This window comes from Sphingomonas sp. AAP5 (genome assembly GCF_004354345.1).
GTDB classification, from domain to species: domain Bacteria; phylum Pseudomonadota; class Alphaproteobacteria; order Sphingomonadales; family Sphingomonadaceae; genus Sphingomonas; species Sphingomonas glacialis.
The window spans coordinates 881,475-905,000 of record NZ_CP037913.1 but is presented as its reverse complement, the minus strand read 5'-3'; the positions used below and the strand labels follow the sequence as shown (position 1 = coordinate 905,000).

The window sequence follows — 23,526 nt, the reverse complement described above, 5'->3', positions numbered from 1 at the left end:
AATGCCCTTTGCGCCGGGCGTGTCGATATCCGCGAGTGCGGCTTCCCAATCCTCGATCATGTCGCCGCCCTTGTCGGGCTTGGTCGAGCCGATACCGCGATTGAGGGCGTTGATCGTTCCGGCAAACTTGATGGCCATGCTGTCTTCCTCTGGGTTGCAATGGCGTATCAACGCCACGTGCACGCGCCGAGGTCCGCAGAAATGCGTGTCTTTATATCTGCTTGAGCCGGATCAAGCCGCGGAACCGGCGGCGTAAAACGGCGTGCGGCTTGCCGACCGCGCCAATCGATGTGCACGATGCCTGCACAACCCATGAGGATCGCCATGCCGCTTTATGAAATCGACGGACTCCGCCCGACGCTGGGCGAAGCGACCTGGATCGCGCCGAGCGCCGAGCTGATCGGCGACGTACGGCTCGGCGACGATGTCAGTATCTGGTTCGGCGCGGTCGTGCGCGGCGACAATACGCCGATGATCGTCGGGGCGCGCAGCAACATCCAGGAAGGCGCGATGTGCCATTCGGACCCGGGCGCCCCGCTCACCATCGGCGAAGACTGCACGATCGGCCACCACGCCGTGCTGCATGGCTGCACGATCGGCGACCGCGTGCTGATCGGGATGGGCGCGATCGTGCTCAACCACGCCGAGATCGGCGAAGGATCGATCGTCGGCGCGGGCGCGCTGGTGACCGAGGGCAAGGTGTTCCCGCCTGGCAGCCTGATCGTCGGCGCGCCTGCCCGCGCCGTCCGTACGCTCGACGACGCCGCGCAGGCGATGCTGCGCGTCTCGGCCGAGCATTATGTTGCGAATGGTCGTAAATATGCCGCGGGGCTCACGCGGATCGACTGACCGACCCCCTCCCCTGCACCTATCGCGCGGGGAAGGGAGCCATAGTGTCGGTTACTTGGTCGCCATCGCCCACGCCGCAATGTCGCCGCGGATGCGGGCATTCACCATCTGCCGTGCTGCCATCGAAGCGACGATCGCCTTGGCACCGCCACGCGCCGCTGGCGGCAGATTGGCAGCGGCGAACGCGGTAATCTTGCCCGGCATCGCCGGATCGTCCGACCCCGCACCCAAGCTCGCGACGAAGCCGGCGCGTGTGCTCGTCTCGACCAGCGTGTTGACGAGCGGTAGATGCGCAAGCGCGAAGTCGAACGCCATGTCGGGATGCCCGCCCGCCACCGCCTTGAGCAAACCGGCCTTTTGCGGCGCAGTGAAGCGGTCGGTCGTCAACAGATCGAGCGCGCGCTGCGCGAGCGCATCGTCCTCGGCCGCGCCGAGCAAGCGGACATAGCCGTTCTTCACCACCGGATTCTTCTCGGCGAGCGTCAGCTTGAGCAGCGCGTCCCATTCGGCCGGCGTCGCATTGGTCGCGTACGTGCCGAGGATCGGCTGACGGATCGCCGCCGGGATCGCATCGGGGTTGGTCGCCAATGCGGCGACATAGCCGCGCGCCTTGTCCGCAATCGCAGGGTCGCCGCGATGGCCGAGCACCGCGATCAGCGTTTCGCGCAGCGTTGCAACGAGCGGCGATTCGTCCTTGGTCGCGGTGAAGCCGACACGCTGCATCGCCGGAGCAAGCGTCGCGCGGACTCGCACGCGCATCGCGTCCTTCGCCGCGCCCTTGGGTAAGCGGCCCTCGAGGTCGGCGAGCTGCCCGGCAATCGTCTGCCACAGCAAGGGGTTCGCATCGGGCGCGACCGCCGCGACATCGGCGAAATAGCGATCGAGCTTCTGGTTGCCGCCCTTGGCGAGCGCGAAATCGTCGCCAAGCGTGCCGAGCTGATCGGTCAGTGCGAGCGTGCCGAAGTCGCGCACGATCGCGTCATGCCCAGCCTGGCTGTAGAGCACGCGCGCATACGACCCCTTGTCGCGGTTGAGCACGACGGTGCCGCAGCCGCCCACGCTGACCGTAATCGGCTTCGCCCCGCGCACCACGGCGCGCGTCACCGGCTGTCCGACGACACCGAGCGTCAATGGCACATGCCAGTCGAGCGACTGCTTGGCGGTCGCGTCATAGCCGAAACGGCCTTGCGTCAGCGTCACCTGCGTCTTGCCAGCGACACAGCGCGCGCCCGTCATCGTGACGAGCGGGACGCCGGGCTGGAGCGTGAAATCATGCGCGACCTCGGCGACCGACCGCCCCGCGGCAGCCGAGAGTTCGGCCCACAGCTGGTCGGTCGTGGTGTTCCCGTATTTGTACTTTGCCATATAGCGGCGGATGCCGTCGCGGAACACGTCCGGGCCGAGCGTCGACTCCATCATGCCGATGACCGCCTGCCCCTTGGCATAGGTGATCCCGTCGAACGCCTCGCCGATCTGGTCGACGGTCTCGACATGGCGGATGATGGGATGCGTCGCGGCGGTCGCGTCGACCTGCAGCGCGCCTTCGCGATCCTGCGCCACCGCGGTCGCGCCGGCGAACCAGTCGGGGTTGAGGTCGATGCTCGACTTGTTCTCCATCCACGAGGCGAAGCCTTCGTTGAGCCAGAGATCGTCCCACCAGTTCATCGTGACGAGATCGCCGAACCATTGGTGCGCCATCTCGTGCGCGACGACGGTGTAGATGCGCTGCTTGCCGCTCTGCGTCGCGCGCTTCTTGTCGTAGAGCAATTCGGGCTCGAAATAGAAGACCGCGCCCCAATTCTCCATCGCGCCGAAGAACTGGCTCGAGCCCGGGCCGGCGATCATGTCGAGCTTGGGCAGCGGATAGGGCTGGCCGAAATAGTCGTTGTAATAGGTCAGCAGGCGCTTGGCCGATTCGAGCGCGTAATCGCCCTGGTCGACGACGCCGCGGCGCGTGATGACGCCGATCTCGGTCTTGCCCGCCATCACCGTCTTGCGCTCGACATCGCCCATGCCGAGGAAGAGCAGATAGCTCGACATCTTCGGCGTCTCGGCAAAGTGGTATAGCTTGGTGCCGTCACCCTGCTTGGTCACGCTGGCGACGGGCATGTTCGAGAAAGCGGTCTGGTCGCCGGGCGCGACGGTGCTGAGCTTGAAGGTCGCCTTGTAGCCGGGCTCGTCCCACATCGGCGCGAAGCGGCGCGCATCGGGCGCCTCGAACTGCGTGACCAGCAGCCGTGACGACGAGCCGTCCTGGTTGCTGTAATCGATCGCGAACAGGCCCGCAGCCGAGGTGTTGATCGTGCCGGTCCAGGCGAATTGGACACGGTGCTGGCCCGCGGCGAGCATCGTCGGCAGCGTCAACGTCAGCTGCTGCTTGGTGGTATCGATCGTGAAGGGGACCGCCGCCCCGTCGACCATCGCGCGCGAAATCTTGAGGTCGGCGGCGTTGAGCACGACCGTGCGAGTAGGCTTCGCCACCGCGATGCTGATCGTTTCCTCGCCCGAAAAGGTCATCGCCTTGGCGTCGGGGCGAATCGTGATGTCATAGGCGACCGGCGCGATGCCACTGGGCAATTGCCCGACGGCGAAAGCAGGAGTCGCGGTTCCGAGCAACAGCGCGGCGGCAAGGGTGAGCTTCACTTCGTTACTCCGGAAACAAACGGGGATTTGCGCGCCATAAGGCTTTCTGCACGCGAGGCAAATCGAGGCCGCTGGACAGTCCTTTCGGTTGCGCTATGAAACGGACATGAGCACACCGCCCCTCCTCTCGTCGCTGCGGCTTCCCCTGATCGGCTCGCCGCTGTTTATCATCTCGGGTCCCGAACTGGTGATCGCGCAGTGCAAGGCGGGGATCGTCGGATCCTTCCCCGCGCTCAACGCGCGACCGCAAGCGATGCTCGACGAATGGCTCCACCGCATCACCGAGGAACTGGCGGCGCATAACCGCGACCATCCCGAGCGCCCGGCGGCGCCGTTCGCGGTCAACCAGATCGTCCATCGCTCGAACGAGCGGCTCGAGGCCGATCTCGCGACCTGCGCGAAGTGGCAAGTGCCGATCGTCATCACCTCGCTCGGCGCACGTGAGGATCTCAACACCGCGGTGCACAGCTGGGGCGGGATCACGCTGCATGACGTGATCGACGACCGCTTCGCGCGCAAGGCGATCGAAAAAGGCGCCGACGGGCTGATCGCGGTTGCCGCCGGCGCGGGCGGGCACGCTGGGCGGCTGTCGCCCTTCGCGATCATTCAGGAAATCCGGCAGTGGTTCGACGGGCCGCTCGCTTTGTCGGGCTCGATCGCGACGGGCGACGCCATCCTCGCGGCGCAAGCGATGGGCGCCGATTTCGGCTATATGGGCTCACCCTTCATCGCCTCGCTCGAGGCGAATGCGGAAGCCGCGTACAAACAGGGGATCGTCGAGGGCAAGGCCGCCGACATCGTCTATTCGAACCTGTTCACCGGCGTGCACGGCAATTACCTGCGCGCCTCGATCGTCGCGGCGGGCATGGACCCCGATGCGCTGCCCGAAGGCGATCTCAAGACGATGGACTTCGGCACCGGCAACGGCGCCAAGCCCAAGGCGTGGAAGGAAATCTGGGGATCGGGCCAGGGGATCGGCGTGATCGAGCGAGTCGAGTCGGTCGCGGCGATGGTCGACCGGTTCGAAGCGCAGTACCGCGCGGCGCGCGAGCGGCTGAAGCTCTGAACGACCGGGGCCGGACGGATCCGGCCCCCCGCTCCTCGCCGTCTCGCTCGGCGGGCTAGAATGCCATCGCCAGCCGCTGGTGCAGCGATCGCACCGGGCTTTCGATCTCGAGGTCTACGCCCGCGCTGGCATCGTCGAGCCGCGCGACGCGGCCATGCAATTCCACGCTCGCCGCGATCAGCGTGCGCGCCGATTCGGGCATCTGTTCGAGCGCAACCGAATCGGTCACCGGCGCGGTGCCGAGCCGGCGCGACGGATCAAGCGCGTCACGCGGCAGCATTTCCCCCGCCTCGACCGCGCGCTGAGTCAGCAGCCAGGCGATGATGTGCATCAAGCGAGTCGTGACCTTGAGCGATTCGCACGAGAAGGCGACGCGCGCCATCGGATCGAGCGCCTCGCGATCGGCGCGCCCGCCCTCATCGAAATAGCTGCGGGCTTCGTCGGCCAGCACCATCGCATCAATATACAGCGTGTCGATCACGCGCCGCTGCATCCGTAAGTCGTGCCAATTTACTCGCATCGCTGACCTTAGCCATAATCGAAGGCGCAAAGGTAGCGCGTCCATCGCAGATTTGCGGCGGCATGTCCCAAAGCGGAGCGGCGCGCCAGACGCTGGTGGCCTAGGCGATGATGTCGGGAATCAACTGGTCTTCGAGCAGCGCGATCTCGTCGCGCAGCCGCAGCTTGCGCTTCTTGAACCGCGCGAGCTGGAGCTGGTCCGCCGAGCCGCTGTCGATCAGCGCGCCTATGGCCGAATCCAGATCTCGATGTTCGACGCGTAACACCTCGAGGCGCTTTGCGATAAGGCTGTCGTCCATTCGGTCCCCGCTCGATTGCCTCGTCTTAGCAAATCGCGGCGCTGCGACACGGATAAAATCGACCGGTCGCGCAATTCGGTGCGCGCGTCGCGCTCCCGCAAAATGAGGGAAGACAATTAACCTCAAGCATGTTTCTATTCGCTCCCCCAAGCAGCTCATGAAGGAGGTACGCATCCATGCAGACCGCGCATCATTCGGCCCTGACGGCCAAGCATGCAGTCCTCGATCGACAGATCGCCACCGAAGCGCAGCGGCCCTTGCCCGACGCCGTTACGCTGGCCGCGCTGAAGAAGCAGAAGCTCAGGATCAAACAGGAATTGGCGCAAATCTGATGCCACAGGGCCCGGGCGCAGCGCGTCCGGGTCCGCTTACCCGCCGATCGATCGACTCAGCGAAGCGGGCGACCGAAGATCGGCTTTACAAAGGTTGGTGTTTGCGCCCCCTGCCCGACGGGCTTGCGCGCCAGCAGCGGATCGATCTGCTGGTCGAACGCCACGCCAATGCGCCCGGCCGCCGACCAAGCGACCTGCCCGGGCACCCAGCCGATACCCCGCACATCGAATTCGACGCGCAGGCCCTGTTCGAGCCCACCTTGGAGTTCGGCCATCAAGCCACCGGCCGACAGATTGCGCACCCGGAGCGGGCGAACCTCGCTACCACCGACGACGCGGAAATCCGCCATCAGGAACAGGCTGTCGCGTGACTCCTGCCGGTTGTGGGCGCCATCCTCGTCGGGAGCGCTGAGGGGATCGTGGGAATATTGATCCATCGCCTGAACTTACGGCCTCCGTTATGATCGTCATAGCCGGGGAAATGTATCGAACCACTTAACAGATGCGGAAGATCACTCCTCGCGCGAGATCTTTTCCTGGCGTTCGTGGCGCTCCTGCGCCTCGACCGTCATCGTCGCGATCGGCCGTGCCTCGAGCCGGGCGAGCGAGATCGGTTCGCCGGTCACTTCGCAATAGCCATATTCGCCTTCGTCGATTCGGCGCATCGCCGCTTCGATCTTCGAGATGAGCTTGCGCTGGCGATCGCGCGTGCGCAGTTCGATCGACCAGTCGGTCTCGCTTGACGCGCGATCGGTCAGATCGGCTTCGCGCAGCGTATCGACTTGGAGCTGCGACAGCGTTCCTGCCGCCTCGCGCAGGATCGAGTCCTTCCACCCCTGCAGCTTGGCGCGGAAATACGCCTGCTGCCGCGGGTTCATGAACTCTTCGTCGGCGCTTGGCCGGTAGCCGTCATCACCGCCGACGGGCGGCACTGCGAACTTCGCGGAGTCATCGTGTCGATTCAAGACCGTCGCCATCCCATTTTCTCCCACAGCCGCACGATGCCGAACGCATCGTGGGTCCGCCCCCGGGTCAACTCACGTCGTGCGGGCCTATAGCCATGCCCTTGAAGCTCCACAAGCAATCCGATGCGATCTTCTTCCGTTGCTTCGCGTGATGTGCTTTTCCCGCACCCACCCGAACACGCATCGGCGCCGTGCGAGCGGCGAACGCGCCTGTGTCCCAAGACGAAACGTTAACTCACAATCAACCTTTGCGAATGTGACAAAATCGTGGATTAAGGGTTGTGAGGTGGGGAACGCGCTTGAACGTAACGATTTGTTGCCGTTTACCCGATAAAGCGACGTGGCGAAACTTACCGTGGAACGCCATAGAGTATTGATTTAACGGTAAAGAGAGAGTGGCGATATGTCGGTGCGGATGGCCTTGGCGAAACTGTGTGCCTGTGCGTGCGGCGGCGCGATCGTCGGCGGCGGCGCGGTGCATGTCGCGGATTCGTCTCGGGCCCGCACGGCCTATGTTCACAAGACCAAGCGAATCGTACGCAAGACGGCGGTGGCCTCGGTGCGCCGGGTCCGTCGAGTCGTGACGACGACGCGTACCACCCCGCCACCGCAAGTGGTCGTGGTGACGACGCAGGGCGCGCCGATCCCGCTGCCGCCCGCGTTCAACGGTTTTAACGGGTCTCCGGGCGGCTTTGGCCCAGCGGTGATCGGCGGCGGCTTCGGCGGCGGCGGCGGCTTCTTTGCTGGGGGCTTCTTCGGTGGCGGCGGTGGCGGCGGAGGCGGCGGCAACATCACGATATCGTCGACGTCGACCGGCAGCAGCGGCACCGTCGTCAACGTATCGTCGGGCGGATCTTCGACCAGTTCGTCCACCAGCGGCGGGTCGACCTCGACTGGCGGCTCGTCGACATCGACCGGCGGCTCCTCCACGTCGAGCGGTGCAGTCTCCAGCACCTCGTCGTCGGGCGGCAGCGGCGGCTCCTCGACCTCGACCGGCGGCGCGACCGTGTCGAGCACGTCGTCGACGGGCGGATCGTCGTCGAGCGGCAACGTCTCCTCGGCATCGGGCGGCAGCAGCGGCGATGTCTCGTCATCGACCTCTTCGAGCGGTAACGTTTCGTCGGCCTCCTCGTCGTCGACCTCGTCGAGCGGCAACGTCTCCTCGGCCTCGAGCGGCAATGTCTCGTCGGCCAGTTCGTCAAACGGATCGAGCACGAGCACCTCGTCGGCCAGCTCGAGCAGCTATGGATCGAGCAGCCACGGTTGGAATTCGAGCAGCAATTGGGGCAGCAGCAGCTATGGCAGCTCGAGCTGCGGCGCGAACTGCACGCCCGGCAATCCCGATGGCCCGCCCGCACCAGTGCCAGCGCCGCCGATGGTCCTGCTGTTCGGCGCAGCGGCAGCGGCGCTCGTTGCGCGCAAGCGCTTCACCAAGCGGAACGCCATCGCCGCCTGACCGGCTGATCGCGCGAATACAAACGGGCTCCCGCGACCATCGCGGGAGCCCGCTTTGTTTCAGGCGGCTTGCAGCGCCTTTTCGATCTGGTCGATCGGATGGCCGGTCAGATCCTTGTCGAGCTCGCCGCTCAACCGCGCGCTGACTTCGCTGTGATAATGCTTGCGCAGCTCGCCGAGCGTCCGCGGCGGGGCGACGACGAACAGCTGGTCGTAATCGTTTGCCAGCGCACGCTTCTTGAGCAGCTCGGCGGTGTCGGCGGCGAAGCGGTCTTCCTCCTGCTGGTGGAAATCGACCTCGGCCATCGAATTATGGCCGCCACCGACGCTCGACGACGAGCGTCCGGCGTGGTCGGTCTTCTGCTCGCCGTCGCTCGGATTGATCTGCTCGACCGCGCGCTCGACGACGAGGTTGGGATGCGTCGCGTCGCCCTCGTTGCGCAGGAACAGCGACTTGCGGCCATCGGCGACGAGCACGACGGCGTTGTGGGAAATCTGCATGGGCGCTGGCCTCTTATGGTTGGTGGTATGTCGGGCAACGCGCCGCGTGCCGCGCGGGTTGCGCGCTTGCGGCAGGCTGGGCATAGCCTGCGACCATGCATGATATCCGATCGATCCGCGAAAACCCTGCCGCCTTCGATGCCGCGCTCGCGCGTCGCGGGCTGTCGCCGCTCGCCGCCGGGCTGGTCGCGCTCGACGAGCGCCACCGCGCGCTGATCACCGAAGCGCAGACCGGCCAGGCACGCCGAAACGAAGCCTCGAAGGCGATCGGCGCGGCCAAGGCCAAGAAGGACGACGCCACCGCCGCCAGCCTGATGGCCGAGGTCGCCGCGTTGAAGGAGCGGATGCCCGCGATCGAGGCCGAGGAAAAGGATGTCGCGGCACAGCTCAAGGCGGCGCTCGAGATCATCCCCAATCTGCCCGCCGACGATGTCCCGCACGGCGCGGGCGAAGAAGAGAATGTCGAAGTCGCCCGCTGGGGCACCCCGCGCGGCTTCGACTTCACGCCGCGCGAACATGCCGATCTTGCCCCTGCGCTCGGCATGGATTTCGAAACCGGCGCGCGCCTCTCGGGTGCGCGTTTCACCTTCCTGCGCGGCGACATGGCGCGTCTGCACCGCGCGCTCGGCCAGTTCATGCTCGACGTCCAGACGCGCGAGCATGGTTATGAGGAATGCAACCCGCCCGTGCTCGTCAAGGACGAGGCGATGTACGGCACCGACAAGCTGCCGAAGTTCGCCGAGGACAGCTTTCGCACGACCGACGATCGCTGGCTCATCCCGACGAGCGAAGTCGGCCTGACCGCGAGCGTCATGGGCGAATTGCTCGACGAAAGCGCGCTCCCGCTCCGGCTGACCGCGCTCACGCTATGCTTCCGCTCCGAAGCGGGCGCGGCCGGACGCGACACGCGCGGCTTCATCCGCCAGCACCAGTTCGAGAAATGCGAGCTCGTCAGCATCGTGCGCCCCGAAGACAGCGAGGCCGAGCACCAGCGCATGGTCCGCGCCGCCGAGACGATCCTCGAACGCCTCAACCTGCCCTATCGCAAGCTGCTGCTGTGCACCGGCGACATGGGCTTCGGCGCGCGCAAGACCTACGACCTCGAAGTGTGGCTGCCGGGCCAGAACGCGTATCGCGAGATCAGCTCGTGCTCGAACACCGGCGCGTTCCAGGCGCGGCGGATGAACACGCGCTACCGCGTCGCGGGCGAGAAAAAGACCGAGTTCGTCCATACGCTCAACGGTTCGGGGCTCGCGGTCGGGCGGACGTTGGTGGCAGTGCTCGAGAATTATCAGAATGCGGACGGCAGCGTCACGGTGCCGGAGGCGCTGCTACCCTATATGGGTGGCGTGACGCGGTTGGAGCCCAAGCACTGACCCAAACCGTTCGTGCTGAGCCGGTCGAAGCACTGCTCGCCGCACACACTTCGGAATGTGTGGCGAGCAGCCCTTCGACAAGCTCAGGGCGAACGGGAGTTGGTTCGAATTTGAAAGAGATCCGATGCGCATCTTGCTCACCAACGATGATGGCTATCACGCCCCCGGCCTCAAGGTGCTCGAGGCGATCGCCGCGAAATTCTCGGACGATGTGTGGGTCGTCGCCCCCGCCGACGAGCAATCGGGCGCGGGCCATTCGCTGACGCTCACCCGGCCGATCCGCGTTCGCGAGCACGGCGAGAAGCGCTTCGCCGTCGCGGGCACGCCGACCGATGCGGTGATGATGGCGCTCGCCAGGATCATGGCCGATCACAGGCCCGACCTGATCCTGTCGGGGGTCAATCGCGGCGCCAATCTGGCCGAGGACGTGACCTATTCGGGCACCGTCTCGGCGGCGATGGAGGGCGCGCTCGCGGGCGTCCGCTCGATCGCGCTGAGCCAGGTCTATGACAAGCAGGGCATGGGCGACACCGTCCCGTTCGATGCCGCTGCGGCATGGGGCGAGCGCGTGCTGCGCCCGCTGATCGATGCGCCCCTCGAGCCGCGCACACTCGTCAACGTCAATTTCCCGGCAGGCGCGGCCGATGCGGTGAAGGGCATCCGGATCGCGCAACAGGGCCTGCGCGACTATGGCCGCTTGCAGATCGTCACCAACCGCGATCCGCGCGGGTATGACTATCACTGGTTCGCGCTCGGTCCGCCGATCGACACGCCGGCGCATTCGACCGATCTCGAAGCCGTGGCCGACGGGTTCATCGCGGTGACGCCCTTGCATCTCGACCTGACACATCACGCGTCGCTCGCTATGCTTAACCAGCTTTATACGTAACGGTCGGGGCGATCAGGGGGACGGGGATGGTGCGGGGCAGGGAATACGGCTGGGCGGCAATGCTGCTGTTGACGACGCTCGGCGCGTGTATTCCCAATCCCGACCGACCCGACCGCGGGTACCGACCGCCGCGCGATCGCCAGGATACGGCGTGGCGCGACGACCGGACCGGCCCGCGCGACGATACACAGCCCGAGCGCTACGAACCGCGCCGCATCGACGAGCGCGTCTCCGCCCTCCCCGCGCCCTTGCCGGCGTGGCAAGCCCGCCCCGTCACCGCCGATGCCGCGACGATCGATACGACCACCTATCTCGTCCACCCTGGCGACACGCTGCGCGCGATTGCCGATCGTACCGGCGGTGGATCCGAGGCGATCGCGCGCGCGAACCAGCTGCCTGCGCCCTTCGTGGTGCGCGCCGGGCAGCGGCTGACGATCCCGGGCGGGCGCTATCATCTCGTGCGCGCGGGCCAGACGGGCATCGCGATCGCGCGCGCCTATGCGGTCGATTGGTCGCGGATCATCGCCGCCAACGATTTGACCGCGCCCTACACGCTGCGCGTCGGGATGCGCGTTTTGATCCCGGGCACCGCTGGCGGCAGTTCGGCGGCCGAGCGCGCCGCCGCCTTCACGCTCGACATCGATGATATCCTCACCGGCAGCGAGCCCGCGCTCGCCGCCAACCAACGCCCCGCCCAGCCGACCGCGTCGCCGCGCCGCGTGCTCGCGCCGACGCAAGCGCTCGCCGAGCCGGCGCAGTTGACGAGCGGCTTCGCCTGGCCGGTCCACGGCAAGATCATCACGCGCTTCGGCCCGGGCGCTTCGGGCGAGAAGTTCAACGGCGTCAACATCGCGGTGCCGCTCGGCACGCCGATTCTCGCCTCGGCGGACGGTGTCGTAGCTTATGCCGGCAGCGGGGTTCCGACGCTCGGCGGCCTGGTGATCGTTAAGCATGGATCGAGCTGGACGACGGTCTATGCCAATGCCAGCCAGCTGCTCGTCCGGCGCGGTCAGGCGGTCAAGCGCGGCCAGACGATCGCACTGTCGGGCGATTCGGGCGCGGCGAGCCGGCCCGAGGTCCATTTCGAAATGCGCAAGGGCCGCACACCGGTCGATCCGCAACGGCAATTGCCGGGGATTTAACGAACGCAAAAATCGGCTATGCGCCCGGAATGACCGAGCACACTTCCGATCTCCTCCGCCTGCTGTCGACCCGCGGCTATATCCACCAGACCACCGACGCGGCAGCGCTCGATGCGCTTGCGGCGAAGCAGGTCGTGCCGGGCTATATCGGCTTCGATCCGACCGCGCCCTCGCTCCATGTCGGCAGCCTGGTGCAGATCATGCTGCTGCGCCGGCTCCAGCAGGCCGGCCACAAGCCGATCGTGCTGATGGGCGGCGGCACTGGCAAGATCGGCGATCCGAGCTTCAAGGACGAAGCGCGCAAGCTGCTCGACCATGACGGGATCGCGCACAACGTCGCGTCGATCCGCCGGATCTTCGAACGCTTCCTGACCTTTGGCGATGACCCGTCGGACGCGATCATGCTCGACAACGCCGAGTGGCTCGACAAGCTCGAATACATCCCCTTCCTCCGCGACGTCGGGCAGCATTTCTCGGTCAACCGGATGCTCGGGTTCGACTCGGTCAAGCTGCGGCTCGACCGCGAGCAATCGCTGTCGTTCCTCGAATTCAACTACATGATCCTCCAGGCCTACGACTTCCTCGAACTGTCACGCCGCGCCGGGTGCCGACTGCAGATGGGCGGATCGGACCAGTGGGGCAACATCGTCAACGGCATCGAGCTTTCGCGCCGGATGGACGGGACCGAGGTGTTCGGCATCACCACCCCGCTCATCACGACCGCCGATGGCGGGAAGATGGGCAAGACCATGTCGGGCGCGGTCTGGCTCCACGAGGACCAGCTGCCGCATTACGATTACTGGCAATTCTGGCGTAATACCGACGACCGCGACGTCGGGCGCTTCCTGCGGCTGTTCACCGATCTGCCGCTCGACGAGATCGCGCGGCTCGAGGCGCTCGAGGGCGCCGAGATCAATGCCGCCAAGATCGTCCTCGCCAACGCCGCGACCACGATGTGCCGTGGTGAAGCCGCGGCACTCGAGTCGGCCGAGACCGCGCGCCGGACCTTCGAGGAAGGTGCGGCGGGCGGCTCGCTGCCGACCTTCACCGTGAGCGGCGATATCGGCATCGTCGACGCGCTGATCGGCCTGGGCTTCGCTGCGTCGAAGGGCGAAGCCAAGCGGCTGATCAAGGGCGGTGGCGCGCGCGTCGGTGCAGACAAGGTCAGCGACGAAGCGATGATCGTCAGCGTCGGCGATGCGCCGGTGCGGATCGCGGCAGGCAAGAAGAACCACGGCTTGCTCGTCCGCGGCTGATTGCGCCACAGTTCGGGTAATCCGCTGTTAAGCGGGTTCGTTCCGTACTGCTTCACACCCGCGGCCCTAGCGTCAAGGCCACCCAAGAGGGGGCTTGTAATGGGTAAGGCGTTGGACTTGGCGACAGCGGAGAGCCGGACGCTCGTCCGCGACGAAGTACATTACCGCGCACGGGCGTTCGGGCCCGACGCGCGGCAACTCTCCTTGCTGATCGTAAATCTCTCGGCCGCCGGGCTGATGGCGCGGTGCGACCTGAGCTACGGCGTCGGCGATCGGCTTCGCGTCACGCTGCCGGTGGTCGGCGTGGTGGTTGCCGAGATCCGCTGGGCGCTGGGCGGGCGGATCGGGTGCGAACTCGACGTGGCGATCGCATTGCCCGAATATTACGAACTGCTCGCGGTGCTGTTGAAGGCGAAGTAGCGCTCAGCCGGACCGCAACAGCGCAACCCCGGCATCGCGCTCGAACAGATAAAGCGCGGTGCGCGCCGCCTGCCCGCGTGCACCCTCGAGCCCGCCGTCGCGGTCGATCAGCAGTCGCGCATCATCCGTCGCGACCGGAAGGAGCGTCATCAGCATGTCGGGCGTCGCGAGGCGGAAACCGGCCTCGCCCGATTGCTTGGTACCGAGCAACTCCCCTGCCCCGCGCAAGCGCAGGTCCTCCTCGGCGATGCGGAAGCCGTCGGTCGTCTCGCGCATCAGCGCCAGCCGCGCACGCGACGTTTCGCTCAGCGACCCGCCGCGGATCAGCAGGCAGTTCGACTTGCCCGAGCCACGCCCGACACGACCGCGCAGCTGGTGGAGCTGCGCGAGCCCGAAGCGATCGGCATGTTCGATCACGATCAGCGTCGCATTGGGCACGTCGACCCCGACCTCGATCACCGTCGTCGCGACGAGCACGCCGAGCTGCCCGGCCGAGAACGCGCTCATCACCGCGTCCTTCTCGGCGGGCTTCATCTTGCCGTGGACGAGCCCGACACGGTCGCCGAAGCGCGCACGCAACGTCTCGGCGCGCGCCTCGGCGGCGGCCATGTCGCTTTTCTCGCTTTCCTCGACCAGCGGGCAGACCCAGTACGCCTGGCCCTCATCCGACAGATGTCGGCCGAGTGCATCGACGACATCGGCGAGGCGGTCCTCGGAAATCACGCGCGTCTCGATCGGCTGCCTGCCCGGGGGCATCTCGTCGAGCTGGCTGACATCCATCTCGCCATAATTGGCGAGCGTCAGCGTGCGCGGGATCGGCGTTGCGGTCATCGCCAGCAAATGCGGTGCGGCCTTGGCCTTCGCCTGGAGCATCATCCGCTGCGCGACGCCGAAGCGGTGCTGTTCGTCGACCACGACGAGCCCGAGATCCTTGTACGCGACCGCCTCCTGAAAGATCGCGTGCGTGCCGATCAGGATGTCGATCGTCCCCGCGGCGAGCCCCATCAGCGTCGCCTCGCGCACCTTGCCCTTGTCGCGCCCGGTGAGCACCGCGACCTCGACCGGCAGCCCGGCGAGCGTGCGGCGCAGCGATTCGTAATGCTGGCGCGCGAGGATCTCGGTCGGCGCGAGCAACGCCGCCTGCGCGCCCGCCTCGACCGCGACGAGCATCGCCAGCGTCGCGACGAGCGTCTTGCCCGAGCCGACATCGCCCTGCAGCAAGCGCAGCATCGGCTGCGGCTGGGCGAGATCGCCCTCGATCTCGCGCACGGTACGCGCCTGCGCGCCGGTGAGCTCATAGGGCAGCCGCAGCGCATCGCGCAGCTTACCCGTCCCTGCGAGCGCCCGTCCCCGCCTTGCCCGCGACGATTGGCGCACAAGCATCAGTGCCAGCTGGTTGGCAAAGATTTCGTCGTACGCCAGCCGCTCGCGCGCCATCGCGTCGGAGGGATCGGCGTGGATCCGCGCGAGCGCCTCACGCCAGGCGGGCCATTGCTGCTTGGCGAGTAAGCCAGGCTCGATCCATTCGGTCAGGTCCGGCGCGCGCTCGATCGCCTGCGCGGCGAGCTGGCCGAGCCGCTTCGAGGTCATCCCCTCCGACAGCGGATAGATCGCCTCGCGCTCGGGCGTGTCGCCGGCTTCCTCGAGCGGCAGGACATAGTCGGGGTGGACCATTTGCAGATCCTGCCCGTACATTTCGAGCCGGCCCGACACGCGGCGTGGCTCGCCGACCGGCAGCAACTTCTTCGCCCAGCCCGAATTCCCGCCGAAATAGACGAGGCTGACGACGTTGCCGAGCGCATCGGTCGCATGAACCCGCGTCGGCCCGCGCCCCGCGCTCGAGCGGTACGATTGCGCGGTCAGCGTGATCGCGATCACCCGCCCGGCATCGGCCATGTCGAGCTCTTCACGCGCGAGACGATCGACCCAGCCGGTCGGCAGATGGAAGGCGACATCGACGACGCGCGACAGGCCGAGCCGGTCGAGCGGTTTGGCGAGTGCCGGGCCGATGCCCTTCAGCGCCGTGACTTCGGCGAACAATGGATTGAGGATATCGGGTCGCATGACTATCTGGGTCCTCTACCCCCACCCGGCTTCCGCCGCCAGCGTTCCGCTGTCGGTCGGTGTCGGGCATTTCTGTATGGAGCGAGCATGGACCGCGAGACCCGCCTGAAACGCCTGCGCTTCCGCGCCTGGCACCGCGGCACCAAGGAAGCCGATCTGCTGATCGGCGGCTTCTTCGATGCGCGCTCGGCGGGCTGGGACGGTGCCGAGCTCACGCTGGTCGAGGAGCTGCTCGAGGAGCAGGACGTCGATATCATGGCGTGGGCGATCGGGACCGATACCTGCCCCGAGCGCTATCGCGGATCGATCCTCGAGGCGCTGCAGGCGCTCAACTACGTGCCGATCGCGGAATAGTCTCTCGTTCCCCGGCGCTGTGCCGGGGTGACGGACCTCGAAAGTACCGATGCCAAACCTCAACACGATCCTCACCGCCAAGACCCCACTCACGCTCGCCGGCGTGCCGACCGGGTTCGAGCCGTGGCTGCTCGCCGACCTCGCCCGCGCCGCCAAATCGCGCGCGGTGTTCGTCGCGCCCGACGAGGCCGCGATGCGCGCCATCGCCGCGACCGCACAGACCTTCGCGCCCGAGCTCGAGATCCTCACCTTTCCGGCGTGGGACTGCCTCCCGTACGATCGCGCTTCCCCTACGCTGCGGGTGATGGCCGAGCGCATGGCGACGCTCCACCGGCTGCAGCAGCCTGTCAAAGGCCCCCAGCTCCTGCTCACCACGGTCAACGCGGTGGCGCAGCGCACGCTGACACCGTTCCGCATCCGCCAGCTTGTCGCGAGGCTCGCGCCAAAGGAGCGGATCGGCCGCGACAAGCTCGCCGCGCAGCTTCAGGCGAACGGCTATGTCCGCGTCGAGACCGTCGCCGATTCGGGCGAATTCGCGGTCCGTGGCGGCCTGGTCGACCTGTTCCCGAGCGGCGAGGAGCATGCGCTCCGGCTCGATTTCTTCGGCGACGAGATCGAGAGCGTCCGCACCTTCGACCCCGCCGACCAGCGCACGACGGGCCGCGTCGACGGCTTCATCCTGCTCCCCGCGTCGGAAACGCTGATCGACGAGGACAGCATCAAGCGCTTCCGCGCACGCTATCGCGAGCGCTTCGGCGCGACCGCGACGGGCGATCCGCTGTACCAGGCGATTTCGGAAGGGCGCCGGCTCGCGGGGATGGAGCATTGGCTCCCGCTGTTCGAAGACAAGCTCACGACCTTGTTCGACCATCTCGGCGACGATGTCGTCATCCTGCGCGATGCGGGCTCGGTCGCAGCGGCGGAGCAGCGGTTCGAGGCGATCACCGATTACCACGCCAACCGGGTGAAGGCGCAGGTCAGCGACCCCGGCAGCTATCGTCCGCTGCCGGTCGATGCGCTGTACCTGACCGCCAAGGATTTCGCGGCGCGGTTGGACGAGGCGCCGGCGCACCGCATCACCGCGTTCCACGAGCCCGAGAGCGGGAGCGTGCTCGACTTCGGCGTCGACGGCCCGCGCGATTTCGGCGCCGAGCGCGCGAACGGCGCGAATGTCTACGAGGCGGTGGTGCATCATTTGCGCACGCTCGAGCGCGATGGGCGGAAAGCGGTGCTGGCGAGCTATTCGGCGGGCGCGCGCGAGCGGCTGGCGGGGTTGCTGCGCGATCATGGGGCGACGAACCTCAAGCTGGTGGACACGTGGCAAGAGGCGCTCGGCGCTTCTGCTCCTTCTGCTCCCCTCCCGCCTGCGGGAGGGGCTGGGGGAGGGCCTGTCCCCAAGCAACCAACCGCGAAAGCGCAGCACGCCCCTCCCCCAACCCCTCCCGCAAGCGGGAGGGGAGTTACGGTCGCGCTCATCATCCTGCCGCTCGACCACGGCTTCTCTAGCCCCCAAGTCGCGCTCCTCACCGAGCAGGACATGCTCGGCGACCGCCTCGTCCGTCGCGCCAAGCGCAAGAAATCCGCCGACGCCTTCCTCGCCGAGCTGGCGATGCTCACGCCGGGCGACCTGGTCGTCCATGCCGACCACGGCATCGGCCGCTACGAGGGCCTGACCTCGATCCCCGTCGGCCAGGCGCCGCACGATTGCGTCGCGCTCACCTATGCCGGCGGCGACAAGCTGTTCGTCCCCGTCGAGAACCTCGAAGTCCTCAGCCGCTACGGCTCGGACAGCGAAGGCGCGAGCCTCGACCGGCTCGGCGGCGAAGCCTGGCAGCGCCGCAAGTCGAAGATGAAGGAGCGGATCCGCGAAATCGCGGGCGAGCTCATCGCCACCGCGGCCGAACGCGCGCTGCGCCCCGCCGAGACGATCGATCGCGACAGCGGCTATGCCGCCTTCGTCGATCGCTTCCCGTACGAAGAAACCGACGACCAGGACCGCGCGATCGAGGACGTGATGGGCGATTTGCTCAAGGGCACGCCGATGGACCGCCTCGTCGTCGGCGACGTCGGCTTCGGCAAGACCGAGGTCGCGTTGCGCGGTGCGTTCGCCGCGGCGATGGCGGGGCTGCAAGTCGCGGTGGTGTGCCCGACCACCCTCCTCGCGCGCCAGCATTTCAACAATTTCACCGCGCGCTTCGAAGGCTTCCCGCTCAACGTCGGGCGGCTGTCGCGGCTCGTTCCCGGCGCCGAGGCCAAGGCGACCAAGGCGGGCCTCGCCGACGGCACGATCGACGTCGTGATCGGCACGCACGCGATCCTCGCCAAGGGGATCGAGTTCAAGCGGCTCGGCCTCGTGGTGGTCGACGAGGAGCAGCGCTTCGGCGTCACGCACAAGGAACGGCTGAAGGGGCTCAAGACCGACGTCCACGTCCTCACGCTGACCGCCACGCCGATCCCGCGCACGCTGCAGATGGCGATGTCGGGCATCCGCGAGCTGTCGGTGATCCAGACCCCGCCGGTCGATCGCCTCGCGGTGCGCACCTATATCATGCCGTGGGACCCGGTCGTGCTGCGCGAAGCGCTGCTGCGCGAGCATTATCGCGGTGGCCAGAGCTTCTTCGTCACCCCGCGGATAGCGGACCTGCCCGAGATCGAGGCGTTCATGCGCGATCATGTGCCCGAGGTGCGCTACGTCGTCGCGCACGGCCAGATGGCGCCGAGCGAGGTCGAGGAGCGGATGTCGGCCTTCTACGACAAGAAGTTCGAAGTGCTGATCTCGACCACGATCGTCGAGAGCGGGCTCGACATTCCGAGCGCCAACACGATGATCATCCACCGCGCCGACCGCTTCGGCCTGGCGCAGCTTTACCAGCTGCGCGGCCGCGTCGGACGCGCCAAGACGCGCGCTTATGCCTATCTCACCACGCCCGAGAACCGCACGCTCAGCCAGACCGCCGAGAAGCGGCTCAAGGTGCTGAGCGATCTCGATACGCTGGGGGCGGGCTTCCAGCTCGCCAGCCACGATCTGGACCAGCGCGGCGCGGGCAATCTGCTCGGCGACGAGCAATCGGGGCACATCAAGGAAGTCGGCTTCGAACTCTACCAGTCGATGCTGGAGGAAGCGATCATGGACGCCAAGGCCGGCGGCCAGCGCCTGCGCCCGAAGGATTTCTCGCCGCAGATCACGGTCGACGCGCCGATCCTCATCCCCGAGGAATATGTCCCCGATCTCGATTTGCGGATGGGGCTGTACCGACGCCTCAACGATCTCGAGGACCAGAACCAGGTCGAGGCGTTCGCCGCCGAGATGATCGACCGCTTCGGCAAGCTGCCCGCGCCGACCGAGAACCTGATCCGCATCATCGAGATCAAGCTGAACGCCAAGAAGGCGTGCGTCGCCAAGATGGACGTCGGCCCCAAGGGCGCGCTCGTCACCTTCTTCGACGACAAGCCGCCGAACGTCGAGGGGCTGCTGGCATGGGTCGCCAAGCTCGACGGCGTCGCGCGGTTGCGGCCGGACAGCAAGTTGGTGGTTACGCGCACCTGGGGCGATCCCAAGGCGCGGCTACACGGCGCGCTGCAGTTGTCGAAGGGGTTGGCCAAGGCGGCGGGGTAACGCGCCCTGCCCAGTTGGTTCCCCGGCGAAGGCCGGGGCCCAGTAGCGAAGCGGAAGAGCATCGGGCGCTACGCCCGCTCAGCTTCGGCGCGCTGCTGTGCCCCGGCCTTCGCCGGGGAACGGTGAGGTTACGAACTATGGTCGGCGATGATCCGCCACCCCGCCCGCTCCTTGCGAAACACCAGCGAGGTCATCCCCGACTGTTCTTTGCCATCGGCGCCCCGCAGCGTGTAGCGGCCGATATAGAGCGCATGACCGCGATCGAGCAGCCGGAAGTCGAGCGTGACGAAGCTCAGCACACCGCGCTTGCCGGCATCGGCGAAGTCATATTTGGTACGATAGCGCTCGGCCATCACTGCCTTGCCGCGCAGCACGCCGGTCTTCGTCACGAAGCTGGTCTCGGGTGCATCCGAATACACCGCCATGAAGCGCGCGAGATCGCCCGCATTCCAGCCCGCCGCGCTATCGGCCATCGCCGCCTCGACGCCGGCTTGCGGCGCACGCTGCGCCACGGGCGCTGGCGGAGTCGCGTTGGCCGCAAGCGGCGCTGCGGCGAGGAACATTCCCAAGGCAAGGCGCTTCATTCCGGTACCTCCAGCTAGCGCGCGACCAGCGCCTCGAGCGCCTCGACCGAGATCGGTTCGGCGCACAGGAACCCTTGATAGATCTGGCACCCCTCGGCCGCCAGCGCCTCGAGTTGCGGCTGCGTCTCGACCCCCTCGGCGATCACCGTCAGCCCGAGCGAGCGCGCCATGTCGATCACGCCGCGCACCACGATCCGGTCGCGCGCCGACCCGGTAATGTCCTGCGCGAGCTTCTTGTCGATCTTGAGATAATCGAGCGGCAATGCCTTGAGATAGGCGAGGCTCGAATAGCCCGTCCCGAAATCGTCGATCGCGATCCGGCACCCCGCCCCGCGCATCACCGACAGCAACGCCGAGGCGATGCCGAGATCCTCGATCAGCCCGCTCTCGGTAATTTCAAGCGTCAGCCGCGTTCGCGGGAAGCCGCTGGCATCGACGCGGTCGAGAAACAGGTCGGCGAAACCCGGCCGCGCGATGTCGGCCGCGGTCAGGTTGAGCGACAGGCGCAAGCCCGCCAGGGCCGCAGGCCACGCCGCCGCCTGCGCGAGCACGACGCGCTGAATATGGTCCGACAGCCCGATCTCGAGATCGGCCCGCGCCGCCGCGGCGAACAGCGTCTCTGCGCCGATCGTGCCGAGCACGCCATGCTCCCAGCGTGCCAAGGCCTCGACGCCGACGATCGCCCCGGTCGAGACCGACACCTGCGGCTGGTACAGCACGCCAATCTCGCCGCGCTCGAGCGCATGGTTGAGCTCGACCGCAAGCTGATCGATCGGCGCATCGCCTTGCTCGGCGTCGGCGACGCGCATCGTCGCGGTATCGGACTCGCGCGCGTCGGCCAGCGCCTCGCTGACGCGGCGCAACAGGCTTGCCGCGCTATCGTCGGGCAGGGCCTCGGCCAGCCCAATCCGGCAACCGAGCACGGCGATCGAATCGCCCGTCACGAACGGGCGCGCCAGAGCGTGCGCGATTCGCTCGACCACGAGATCGATCCGCAACCGGATGCTGCGGGCCGCAACCAGGAAGGTCGACCCGCTGAGCCGTACGATCAGCGCGTCGCGCCCGAGCATGTCGCGCACGACATCGTCGATCCGCTTCTGCGCGCTGCTGAGCAAGGCGTCGCCCGTCGCGCGGCCATAGGCCGTATTGACCATGTCGAAGCGATTGAGCGCGATCAGCATCGCGTGCAGCGGCGCGCCGGTCTCGTCGGCGAGCCGCCGCGTCAGCCAGCGCCGCGCGCTCCCCGCATCGCGCGCACCGGCAAGCGACTCGCGCAGCTCGGCGGCCGGCTCGGGCGCGCTGCCGAGCGGTTCGACCACGGCGTCGATCCGCCCGCCTTCGGCGTCGAGCTGGAGATGCTGCACCACGCGCCCGACCGTCGTCAGGTCCGAATCATGCGCAAAGGCGGTGGCCGGACGGTTGGCCGAGACCCGGCGCAGCGCCGCCACGGCAGCGATGCGATCACCGCGGTCGAGCCGTCGCAGCATCGCGCGCACGCTCGGCTCGTCGTCGATCGCGAGCAAAGCTGCGAGCCCCGGCGTGAGAATGAGCGTCCGGCTGATCAGATCGTAGCGCCAGCCGAGCGGCGCGAAGACCGGCCCCGCCGCCCATTCGCGCGCCATCCGCTCGGCATGGCGCGCGGCAAAGCGGACCGCCTGGAGGAATTCAGCCTCGCTGAACGGGCTCGCCAGGAAATGCGTGGCCCCCGCGCCGTAAAGCGCGGCGATCGTCGCCGCCTCGCCGCGCGAAACCAAAGCGAGCAGTGCGCCACCATTCGCCTCGACCGCGCCGCTCATCGTGCGCGCCGCATTCACCCCGTCGGCCGGCGCGCCGCGCGCATCGATCACCGCCACTGCGGCGCCGCTCGACAGGAAGCGTCGCTCGGCCCCGCCCGCCCGGCGCGCGGCGACGACTTGCCAGCCAGCGCCCGCCGCCAAGGACGCCAGTTCGTCGCGCTGTCGGAACGACAGGATGAAAAGCGGGGCGTTGGGCGTACCGGTCATGCAACGACCCTAATGCGCCGTCTTGGGTTAAAGAAGAGGGTGTTACCGCCGCAATCGCCCTTGTGACGCTCGATCCGAAGCCCTAGCTCCAAGCGAGATGACCAGCGCGCCTGTTCTTGCCGACCGTCCCGACCGCAAGGCCCGCGCTGTGCGTGGCTTCGCGCCGGCGGTCGTGGCAGCGCCGCACACCACCAGCGGGAACGCGCCATGACAGTTTCCGCCAACATGGCCGGCGCGCGCCGCGCGCTGGTCGCGTCCCCGACCCAGGCCGCGCAGGACGCCGCCGCAATGCTGTCCGACGCACACGATTGGGTTCCCGTCGAGGACGCCGAACTGATCGTCGCACTCGGCGGTGACGGGTTCATGCTCCAGACGCTCCACGCGATGCTCGAGCGGCGCAAGCCGGTCGTTCCGGTGTTCGGGATGAACCTCGGCACTGTCGGGTTCCTGATGAACGAGTGGCGCCCGCACGGGCTCGATGCGCGGCTCGAGCGAATCAAGGCGTTCAAGGTGGTGCCGCTCGCGATGACCGCGACGACGGTGGGCGGCGAAAGCTTCGCGCTCCCCGCGATCAACGAAGTTTCGCTGCTGCGCGAAACGCGCCAGACCGCCAAGCTCGAGGTCACCGTCAACGACCGCATCGTGTTGCCCGAGCTCGCGTGCGACGGCATCTTGGTCGCCACACCGGCCGGATCGACCGCGTACAATCTTTCGGCGCAAGGACCGATCCTGCCGCTCGGCTCGAACATGCTCGCGCTGACGCCGATCAGCCCGTTCCGCCCGCGGCGCTGGCGCGGCGCGATCCTGCCCGACAAGGCGCGGATCACGCTGCGCGTGCTCGAACCCGCCAAACGCCCCGTCAGCGCGGTGGCCGATCAGCGCGAGATTCGCGATGTCGCGCGCGTCGAGATCATGATCGACCGCACGCGCGAGCTGACGCTGCTGTTCGATCCCGAGCACGCGCTCGACGATCGGATTACTATGGAACAGTTTGCGGCCTGACCCGCGCGACGTATCGCGGCGAGTACGGAGCGAAACACTGATTTCTGGGAGATGGTGACCGCGCCTAAGCGTTAGGCTGCGGGTCACGCACTGCGGTGGAAAATGGCTCCCCGAGTTGGATTCGAACCAACGACCAAGTGATTAACAGTCACCTACTCTACCGCTGAGCTATCGGGGAACACTGCAGTGGC

The 23,526-nt window shown here is 67.2% G+C and carries 23 protein-coding genes and 1 tRNA gene (1 of these 24 cut by a window edge); 12 read left to right on the top strand and 12 right to left on the bottom strand.

Translation table 11 applies throughout. The features are described 5' to 3' along the window. On the bottom strand, positions 1 to 138 hold the start of the coding sequence (locus E2E30_RS04245) for a hypothetical protein (protein ID WP_206365636.1). It extends 243 nt beyond the left edge of the window; the window shows 138 of its 381 coding nt (coding positions 1–138); it begins with the start codon at positions 136 to 138; its stop codon lies beyond the left edge, outside the window. Between the two features lie 186 nt (positions 139 to 324). On the opposite strand from E2E30_RS04245, the gene E2E30_RS04240 reads away from it, so the two are divergent. Further along, positions 325 to 849 carry a gamma carbonic anhydrase family protein gene (locus E2E30_RS04240; protein ID WP_133187557.1) on the top strand — a complete coding sequence of 175 codons (525 nt, stop codon included), beginning with the start codon at positions 325 to 327 and terminating at the stop codon, positions 847 to 849. A gap of 51 nt (positions 850 to 900) precedes the next feature. Here the strand turns inward: E2E30_RS04240 and E2E30_RS04235 are convergent, their stop codons facing one another. Next, the gene (locus E2E30_RS04235) at positions 901 to 3,492 is read right to left on the bottom strand and encodes a M1 family metallopeptidase (RefSeq protein WP_133187555.1); all 2,592 of its coding nucleotides are present in this window, start codon (positions 3,490 to 3,492) and stop codon (positions 901 to 903) included. 106 nt (positions 3,493 to 3,598) lie between these two features. Between E2E30_RS04235 and E2E30_RS04230 the strand changes: the two genes are divergently transcribed. Then, positions 3,599 to 4,558, top strand: coding sequence for an NAD(P)H-dependent flavin oxidoreductase (locus tag E2E30_RS04230; protein ID WP_133187553.1), 960 nt, complete (start codon positions 3,599 to 3,601; stop codon positions 4,556 to 4,558). Between the two features lie 55 nt (positions 4,559 to 4,613). Here E2E30_RS04230 and E2E30_RS04225 read toward each other — a convergent pair whose 3' ends face one another. Then, on the bottom strand, positions 4,614 to 5,051 hold the full coding sequence (locus E2E30_RS04225; RefSeq protein ID WP_133191919.1) for a DUF1465 family protein: 438 nt from the start codon (positions 5,049 to 5,051) through the stop codon (positions 4,614 to 4,616). A gap of 127 nt (positions 5,052 to 5,178) precedes the next feature. Continuing rightward, entirely contained in the window at positions 5,179 to 5,376 is a 198-nt protein-coding gene (locus tag E2E30_RS04220) for a YdcH family protein (protein WP_133187551.1), read from the bottom strand. Positions 5,377 to 5,552: 176 nt separating this feature from the next. On the opposite strand from E2E30_RS04220, the gene E2E30_RS04215 reads away from it, so the two are divergent. Further along, positions 5,553 to 5,708: a YdcH family protein gene (locus tag E2E30_RS04215; protein ID WP_133187549.1), complete on the top strand. Its 156-nt coding sequence runs from the start codon at positions 5,553 to 5,555 to the stop codon at positions 5,706 to 5,708. A 56-nt stretch (positions 5,709 to 5,764) separates the two neighbouring features. Here E2E30_RS04215 and E2E30_RS04210 read toward each other — a convergent pair whose 3' ends face one another. The 3 genes from E2E30_RS04210 to E2E30_RS04200 all read right to left on the bottom strand — a co-directional run bounded on the left by E2E30_RS04210 (position 5,765) and on the right by E2E30_RS04200 (position 7,888). Next, positions 5,765 to 6,145, bottom strand: a complete 381-nt coding sequence (locus E2E30_RS04210) for a PilZ domain-containing protein (protein ID WP_133187547.1) — start codon at positions 6,143 to 6,145, stop codon at positions 5,765 to 5,767. Between the two features lie 75 nt (positions 6,146 to 6,220). Next, the gene (gene dksA, locus E2E30_RS04205; protein WP_133187545.1) at positions 6,221 to 6,685 is read right to left on the bottom strand and encodes an RNA polymerase-binding protein DksA; all 465 of its coding nucleotides are present in this window, start codon (positions 6,683 to 6,685) and stop codon (positions 6,221 to 6,223) included. Between the two features lie 504 nt (positions 6,686 to 7,189). Next, the gene (locus E2E30_RS04200) at positions 7,190 to 7,888 is read right to left on the bottom strand and encodes a hypothetical protein (protein WP_133187543.1); all 699 of its coding nucleotides are present in this window, start codon (positions 7,886 to 7,888) and stop codon (positions 7,190 to 7,192) included. Positions 7,889 to 8,033: 145 nt separating this feature from the next. On the opposite strand from E2E30_RS04200, the gene E2E30_RS04195 reads away from it, so the two are divergent. Then, entirely contained in the window at positions 8,034 to 8,129 is a 96-nt protein-coding gene (locus E2E30_RS04195) for a PEP-CTERM sorting domain-containing protein (protein WP_133187541.1), read from the top strand. Between the two features lie 59 nt (positions 8,130 to 8,188). Here the strand turns inward: E2E30_RS04195 and E2E30_RS04190 are convergent, their stop codons facing one another. Beyond that, the gene (locus E2E30_RS04190; RefSeq protein WP_133187539.1) at positions 8,189 to 8,629 is read right to left on the bottom strand and encodes a host attachment family protein; all 441 of its coding nucleotides are present in this window, start codon (positions 8,627 to 8,629) and stop codon (positions 8,189 to 8,191) included. A gap of 95 nt (positions 8,630 to 8,724) precedes the next feature. Between E2E30_RS04190 and serS the strand changes: the two genes are divergently transcribed. From serS to E2E30_RS04160, 5 genes are all read left to right on the top strand, one after another. Next, a complete protein-coding gene (gene serS, locus E2E30_RS04185; protein ID WP_133187537.1) occupies positions 8,725 to 10,005 on the top strand; it encodes a serine--tRNA ligase in 1,281 nt (426 codons plus the stop codon). Positions 10,006 to 10,129: 124 nt separating this feature from the next. Next, positions 10,130 to 10,894 carry a 5'/3'-nucleotidase SurE gene (gene surE / locus E2E30_RS04175; RefSeq protein WP_133187533.1) on the top strand — a complete coding sequence of 255 codons (765 nt, stop codon included), beginning with the start codon at positions 10,130 to 10,132 and terminating at the stop codon, positions 10,892 to 10,894. 26 nt (positions 10,895 to 10,920) lie between these two features. After that, a complete protein-coding gene (locus E2E30_RS04170; RefSeq protein WP_240699023.1) occupies positions 10,921 to 12,036 on the top strand; it encodes a M23 family metallopeptidase in 1,116 nt (371 codons plus the stop codon). Between the two features lie 29 nt (positions 12,037 to 12,065). Continuing rightward, on the top strand, positions 12,066 to 13,292 hold the full coding sequence (tyrS, locus tag E2E30_RS04165) for a tyrosine--tRNA ligase (protein ID WP_133187531.1): 1,227 nt from the start codon (positions 12,066 to 12,068) through the stop codon (positions 13,290 to 13,292). Between the two features lie 99 nt (positions 13,293 to 13,391). After that, entirely contained in the window at positions 13,392 to 13,712 is a 321-nt protein-coding gene (locus tag E2E30_RS04160) for a PilZ domain-containing protein (protein WP_133187529.1), read from the top strand. Between the two features lie 3 nt (positions 13,713 to 13,715). On the opposite strand, the gene recG is transcribed toward E2E30_RS04160, so the two are convergent. Beyond that, positions 13,716 to 15,776 carry an ATP-dependent DNA helicase RecG gene (gene recG / locus E2E30_RS04155; RefSeq protein WP_133187527.1) on the bottom strand — a complete coding sequence of 687 codons (2,061 nt, stop codon included), beginning with the start codon at positions 15,774 to 15,776 and terminating at the stop codon, positions 13,716 to 13,718. Between the two features lie 87 nt (positions 15,777 to 15,863). Here recG and E2E30_RS04150 point away from each other — a divergent pair, with 87 nt between their 5' ends. Then, positions 15,864 to 16,130 (top strand): FAD assembly factor SdhE, encoded by a 267-nt coding sequence (locus E2E30_RS04150; protein ID WP_133187525.1) that lies wholly within the window; start codon positions 15,864 to 15,866, stop codon positions 16,128 to 16,130. Positions 16,131 to 16,179: 49 nt separating this feature from the next. Beyond that, on the top strand, positions 16,180 to 19,746 hold the full coding sequence (gene mfd, locus E2E30_RS04145; protein WP_133187523.1) for a transcription-repair coupling factor: 3,567 nt from the start codon (positions 16,180 to 16,182) through the stop codon (positions 19,744 to 19,746). 128 nt (positions 19,747 to 19,874) lie between these two features. On the opposite strand, the gene E2E30_RS04140 is transcribed toward mfd, so the two are convergent. Both E2E30_RS04140 and E2E30_RS04135 read right to left on the bottom strand, forming a co-directional pair. Further along, entirely contained in the window at positions 19,875 to 20,330 is a 456-nt protein-coding gene (locus E2E30_RS04140) for a YybH family protein (protein ID WP_133187521.1), read from the bottom strand. 14 nt (positions 20,331 to 20,344) lie between these two features. Beyond that, entirely contained in the window at positions 20,345 to 22,333 is a 1,989-nt protein-coding gene (locus E2E30_RS04135) for a putative bifunctional diguanylate cyclase/phosphodiesterase (RefSeq protein ID WP_133187519.1), read from the bottom strand. Positions 22,334 to 22,540: 207 nt separating this feature from the next. Between E2E30_RS04135 and E2E30_RS04130 the strand changes: the two genes are divergently transcribed. Further along, positions 22,541 to 23,335: an NAD kinase gene (locus E2E30_RS04130; protein WP_240699022.1), complete on the top strand. Its 795-nt coding sequence runs from the start codon at positions 22,541 to 22,543 to the stop codon at positions 23,333 to 23,335. 103 nt (positions 23,336 to 23,438) lie between these two features. Here the strand turns inward: E2E30_RS04130 and E2E30_RS04125 are convergent. Continuing rightward, a tRNA-Asn gene (locus E2E30_RS04125) sits at positions 23,439 to 23,513 on the bottom strand. Positions 23,514 to 23,526: the final 13 nt, after the last annotated feature.